General features: G+C 66.3%; 4 protein-coding genes. 3 read left to right on the top strand and 1 reads right to left on the bottom strand.

Annotated features, from left to right (window positions below):
- Positions 1-568: ferritin-like fold-containing protein (locus tag Y704_RS20115; protein WP_081747515.1), on the bottom strand; the 568-nt coding region annotated here is incomplete at its 3' end.
- Between the two features lie 58 nt (positions 569-626).
- On the opposite strand from Y704_RS20115, the gene Y704_RS20110 reads away from it, so the two are divergent.
- The 3 genes from Y704_RS20110 (at position 627) to Y704_RS20100 (ending at position 5,035) form a co-directional block, all read left to right on the top strand.
- The gene (locus tag Y704_RS20110; protein WP_051476864.1) at positions 627-2,162 is read left to right on the top strand and encodes an RNB domain-containing ribonuclease; all 1,536 of its coding nucleotides are present in this window, start codon (positions 627-629) and stop codon (positions 2,160-2,162) included.
- Between the two features lie 242 nt (positions 2,163-2,404).
- Positions 2,405-4,135 (top strand): DEAD/DEAH box helicase, encoded by a 1,731-nt coding sequence (locus Y704_RS0109195; RefSeq protein ID WP_026549906.1) that lies wholly within the window; start codon positions 2,405-2,407, stop codon positions 4,133-4,135.
- Positions 4,136-4,141: 6 nt separating this feature from the next.
- Entirely contained in the window at positions 4,142-5,035 is an 894-nt protein-coding gene (locus tag Y704_RS20100) for a DNA-methyltransferase (RefSeq protein ID WP_051476863.1), read from the top strand.
- The last annotated feature ends 287 nt before the right edge of the window (positions 5,036-5,322 follow it).

The raw sequence follows: 5,322 nt of genomic DNA, 5'->3' as shown, positions 1-5,322 counted from the left end.
GGCGCGGGTCGTCGGCGAGCGCTTCCTTGAGCCGCCGGTACAGCAGTGGTGATCCTTCCCCGGATTCGATGCTGCCGATCAGTGAGCGGGTGGCGGGGTCCAGCCGGTCCGCGAGCGCCCGGTAGAAGTCCCCTGAGATGGCGTCGATCACGTACGCCTTCATGAGGGATTCATACCAATCCCCCGGGCGCGTGCGCTCATGGAACGAGTCCACTGAAGCTTGGAACGGCGCCATCGCTTCCTCGACGTCGACGCCCAGGCCGGCGAGATGGCGGCCCACCATCTCGAAGTGTTCGAATTCGAGGACGGCGAGCCGCCCGAGCCCAGCGCGGTCCGCGAGACTCGGCGAGAACCGTGCATCCGAGGACAGGCGCTCGAACCCGGACAGCTCGCCGTACGCGATGACCCCGAACAGGTCCACGATGAAGCGGAAGTACCGCGGGTCGCTGTGGCCCGGGGTGAAGGCAGGTGCTGAGGTTCCGTCGGCAGTGTTTCCCACGGTATCTGCCGGCTCCTGGTGCAGTGGGTCGTCACTCGGCAGGGCACTGTCAGGTGGGCGGTTTTCCATTCTGCTAAGAGTACGCAACTTCAGCCCCGTCTTCGGTTCCGTGTATTACGGTGAGCTTGTGCCATCGAATCAGCTGGATACCAGGAACGGGGAGTCGCAGGATCTCCTCGCAGCAGCCCTCTCTGCACTCCGGGAGGAGCTCGGCATCGTCGACAGCTTCCCCGCGGATGTCCTTGCCGAGGCGGAGCAGTCGATCGAAGCGCACGTGTCCCCACAGGAAGATCTCACCCACCTCACGTTCCTCACTATCGATCCGCCCGAATCGACCGATCTCGACCAGGCCCTCTTCATGGAACGCCGTGGATCCGGCTACCGTGTGTGGTACGCGATCGCCGACGTTCCCGGGTTCGTCGAGCCGGGCGGTGCAGGGGATGCCGAATCACGCCGCAGGGGGCAGACGGTCTACGCACCCGACGGCCGGGCGCTCCTCTATCCGGCGTGCATCTCCGACGCAGCCGCGAGCCTGCTCCCGGGAGTCGAGCGCCCGGCGTTCGTCTGGGAATTCGCGCTCGCCTCCGATGCGTCGGTCGACTCGGTGACGGTGCGGCGGGCCAGGATGCGCAGCAGGATCCAGCTCACCTACCAGCAGGTCGAAGATATCCTGCAGGGAACCGCACCTCACGGCTTCCCCGGACTTCCCGGGATTCTTTCCCTGCTCCGCGAGATCGGAACCAAACGCGTGGAGCAGGAGATACGGCGCGGGGGGTCGAGCCTCAACCTGCCGCGCCAGGAAATCTTCCACGACGGCCGGCAATTCGCGATCCAGACCGAGCCGTCCCTGGCCTCCGAGGACTGGAACGCGCAGATCTCCCTGATGACCGGCATGGCCGCCGGCCGGATGATGATCGACGGAGGAATCGGTATCCTGCGGACCATGCCGGGCCCCGACGACGCTGCACTTGCCAGGTTCCGTCACCAGGCACGCATCCTGGGAACGCCGTGGCCGAAGGAGCTGTCCTACGGGGCGTTCCTTCGCACACTCGACACGGCGTCGCCCCGGCAGCTCGCACTGATGCACGCCGCCGCGTTCCTGTTCCGCGGCGCGGAGTATACGGCGTTCGACGGCGAGGTTCCCGACGACATCGAGCAGTCCGCCATCGCGGCGCCCTACGCCCACACGACAGCACCGCTGCGCCGGTTGGTCGACCGCTTCGTCCTGGTCATCTGCGAGGCGCTCAGTGGGGGCAGGGAAGTACCGCATTGGGTCCGCGATGCGCTGCCGACGTTGAACGGTCTGATGAACGCCTCGAACCAGACAGCCTCCCGGATGGAGTCCGGCGCCCTGGAGGCAGTGCGGGCCGCCGTGTTGAGCAGCCGCGTGGGCGAGGAGTTCGAGGCGGTTGTCCTTCAGGGCTCCCCCCGGAGCAACGGGTCCGAACCGAAGCAGCGGCCGTCGGGGACCGTGCAGCTTTTCGATCCGCCTGTCGAAGCCCCGTGCGACGGCGAACTCGTCGCCGGTGCAACCGTGCGGGTCACGCTGGTGGAGGCCGACGTCGAGCACCGCCGGGTGCGCTTCGAGATGCGTCCCGCCGCTGGCCGCCCTGCCCGCCACTCCGGCGACGCCGATGCCGAAAGCCCAGCGCGGGCGGGGTAGACTTGAGGGGTAGTAATGGATGCCCGGTCGTCATCGACAATTCCGATGACCCGCAGTACCTACTCGATCCCGAGTTTTCCGCGCTGAACGCGCTGGACTCCAGGTTTCAGTCCGCACGCAGTTGCAAGCCCGCGATCGGCTTCCACAGGACGCTTTGCGCCTCCGATGTGCTCCGAGCTGGATTTCTCCCCAGCCACCCGTTGAGCCTCGGCGGCCGCCTTGCCTAAATGAACGGTACTTAATTGAACACTGAGAACACGACCGACGCCCTGCCGCACCACCTGAAGGCCGATAACAGCGACGACGCCATCGACGTCGAGACGACGCTCGTCACCACCGAAGAGCCGCATGCCGAGGTTCCCGAGACGTTCGCGGACTTCAAGGTGCGAGCCGACATCGTCGAATCGCTGGCCGATGCCGGCATCATCCACCCCTTCCCCATCCAGGCGATGACACTGTCCATTGCCCTCGGCGGACACGACATCATCGGCCAGGCCAAGACCGGTACCGGCAAGACGCTCGGGTTCGGCATCCCCGCCATCCAGCGTGTGGTCGGCCCCGATGACGAGGGATACGAAAAACTCCCTGTTCCCGGAGCTCCTCAGGCGCTCGTCGTCGTACCAACCCGTGAACTCGCCGTCCAGGTGGCCGGTGACCTCACGACGGCGGCCAAGAAACGCAACGCACGGATCGTCACCATCTATGGCGGCCGTGCCTACGAGCCGCAGATCGAGGCCCTGCAGCGCGGCGTCGAGATCGTGGTCGGCACTCCTGGCCGCCTGATCGATCTGTACCGGCAGAAGCTCCTCGTCCTCAAGAACGTCAAGATCGTGGTCCTCGACGAGGCCGACGAGATGCTTGACCTGGGATTCCTGCCCGACGTCGAAACCCTGATCGCAGCTACTCCCCCGGTCCGGCAGACCCTGCTGTTCTCCGCCACCATGCCCGGCCCGGTGATTGCCATGGCCCGGCGCTACATGACGCAGCCCACCCACATCCGTGCCGCGGATCCCGAGGATGAGGGCATCACCAAGAAAGACATCCGCCAGGTGATCTACCGCGCCCACAACCTGGACAAAGCCGAGGTTGTCGCGCGGATCCTGCAGTCGAGGAACCGCGGCCGCACCATCATCTTCTGCAAGACCAAGCGCACTGCCGCGAAACTGTCCGAGGAGCTCATCGACCGCGGATTCGCCGCCGGGGCGATCCACGGTGACCTCGGTCAGGGCGCGCGCGAGCAGGCACTGCGTGCTTTCCGCGGCGACAAGATCGATGTTCTCGTCGCAACGGAGGTGGCTGCGCGCGGCATCGATGTCGAAGACATCACGCACGTCATCAACTATCAGTGCCCCGAGGACGAAAAAGCCTACCTGCACCGCGTGGGCCGCACCGGCCGCGCCGGCAAGAAGGGTACAGCAGTCACGTTCGTGGACTGGGACGACGTCCCGCGCTGGGGGCTCATCAACAAGGCCCTGGGCCTCAATGCTCCGGAACCGGTGGAGACGTACTCCTCCTCCCCGCACCTGTTCACGGAGCTCGACATCCCCGAAGGCACCAAGGGCCGCCTGCCCCGTAACGCACGCAAGCTGGCAGGCATCGGCGCGGAAACCCTCGAGGATCTCGGCGAGACCGGCAAGAAGAACCGCGGCGGCTCGGACGACGCCGGGCGGGGACGCAGCGCCGGCGCCGGCTCTGGTACACGAGGCGGCCAGGGCGGCCGCTCGAGCGGAGGTCGGAACAGCCGCGGAGGCCGGTCCGACAGCCAGAGTGCCGGCAGCACCGGGCCGGACGCCGGGACCCGCGACAGCCACAGCCAGGTCGACGGAGCCGGCAGCCGCCGTCGCCGTCCTGCTCCGGACGCGTCCGCCGACGCAGGATCCGGGACTCCGGCGGCAGACCGTCCGCGCCGGAGCCGCACGCGCCGCCGGAACGGTGAGGTCGTCGCAAAGCCGGCCGGTGGCGCCGAGGACTAGGACTCCATGAGTGTTCCTGTGTGGACTCCGGGCGGCAGCAATCTCGTGGTCCACGCCGACAATGCCCTGTATCTGGCCACCCTGCCGGACGAATCGTTCACGATGATCTACGTGGACCCGCCCTTCAACACGGGGCGGGCCCAGCGTCGGCAGCAGACCACCATGGTTCGCAGCGCCGCCGGCGCCGGTGACCGCGTGGGTTTCAAGGGCATGAGCTATTCCACGGTCAAGGGCATGTTGGCTAGCTACGACGACGCCTTCGAGGACTACTGGGACTTCCTGGCGCCGCGTCTGACCGAAGCGTGGCGCCTCCTCACGGACGACGGCACCCTGTACCTGCACCTCGACTACCGCGAGGTGCACTATGCCAAGGTCATGCTCGATGCCCTGTTCGGCCGCGAATGCTTCCTCAACGAAATCATCTGGGCCTACGACTACGGGGCCCGATCCAAACGGAAGTGGCCGGCCAAGCACGACAACATCCTCGTGTACGTCAAGAACCCGTCGCGCTACTACTTCGACAGCGCCGAAGTGGACCGGGAGCCATACATGGCGCCTGGGCTCGTCACTCCTGAGAAGGTGGCACTCGGGAAGCTTCCGACGGACGTCTGGTGGCACACCATCGTGTCACCGACCGGGCGCGAAAAAACTGGCTATCCCACGCAGAAGCCGGAGGGGCTGCTCCGACGGGCCGTTGCCGCGAGCAGCCGCGAGGGCGACTGGGTGCTCGATTTCTTCGCGGGATCCGGAACGTTGGGAGCTGTAGCTGGGAAGCTCGGCCGAAAGTTCGTCTGCGTGGACGAAAACCCTCAGGCCATCGACGTGATGTCGAAGCGGCTCGCACCCTTTTGCGACGCACCAGCTCCGGAAACGGCGGATGTGACAGCCGATAGAAGCTGATCACCGGCATAGGTGACCGTCGAGGACACCGGTCGCGGCTCTGCCGCTGTGTATCGGCCGCGGTGGCCAGTGGGTTTCTGGCTCCCGTCCGTTTCGCCAGCCGCTTCCCTGCTGCCGTCCCGTCTAGTCCAGTCCAGCTGCTTCCCTTATCCCGTCCCGTCCCGTTTAGTCCAGTCCCGTCCAGCTGCTTCCCTTCCGCCGTCCACCCCACCCCCGTCCAGTCCACCGGTTCCCTTCTCCCGTCCACCCATTTTCGTGGCCGCTTTTCGGTGTCTCCAGGAATGTCG

Origin of the sequence: Arthrobacter sp. Br18, from assembly GCF_000520555.1 — a bacterium.
GTDB lineage: Bacteria > Actinomycetota > Actinomycetes > Actinomycetales > Micrococcaceae > Arthrobacter_D.
Note: the sequence above shows the minus strand (reverse complement) of the source record. Positions and strands in the feature narration are given on the sequence as shown.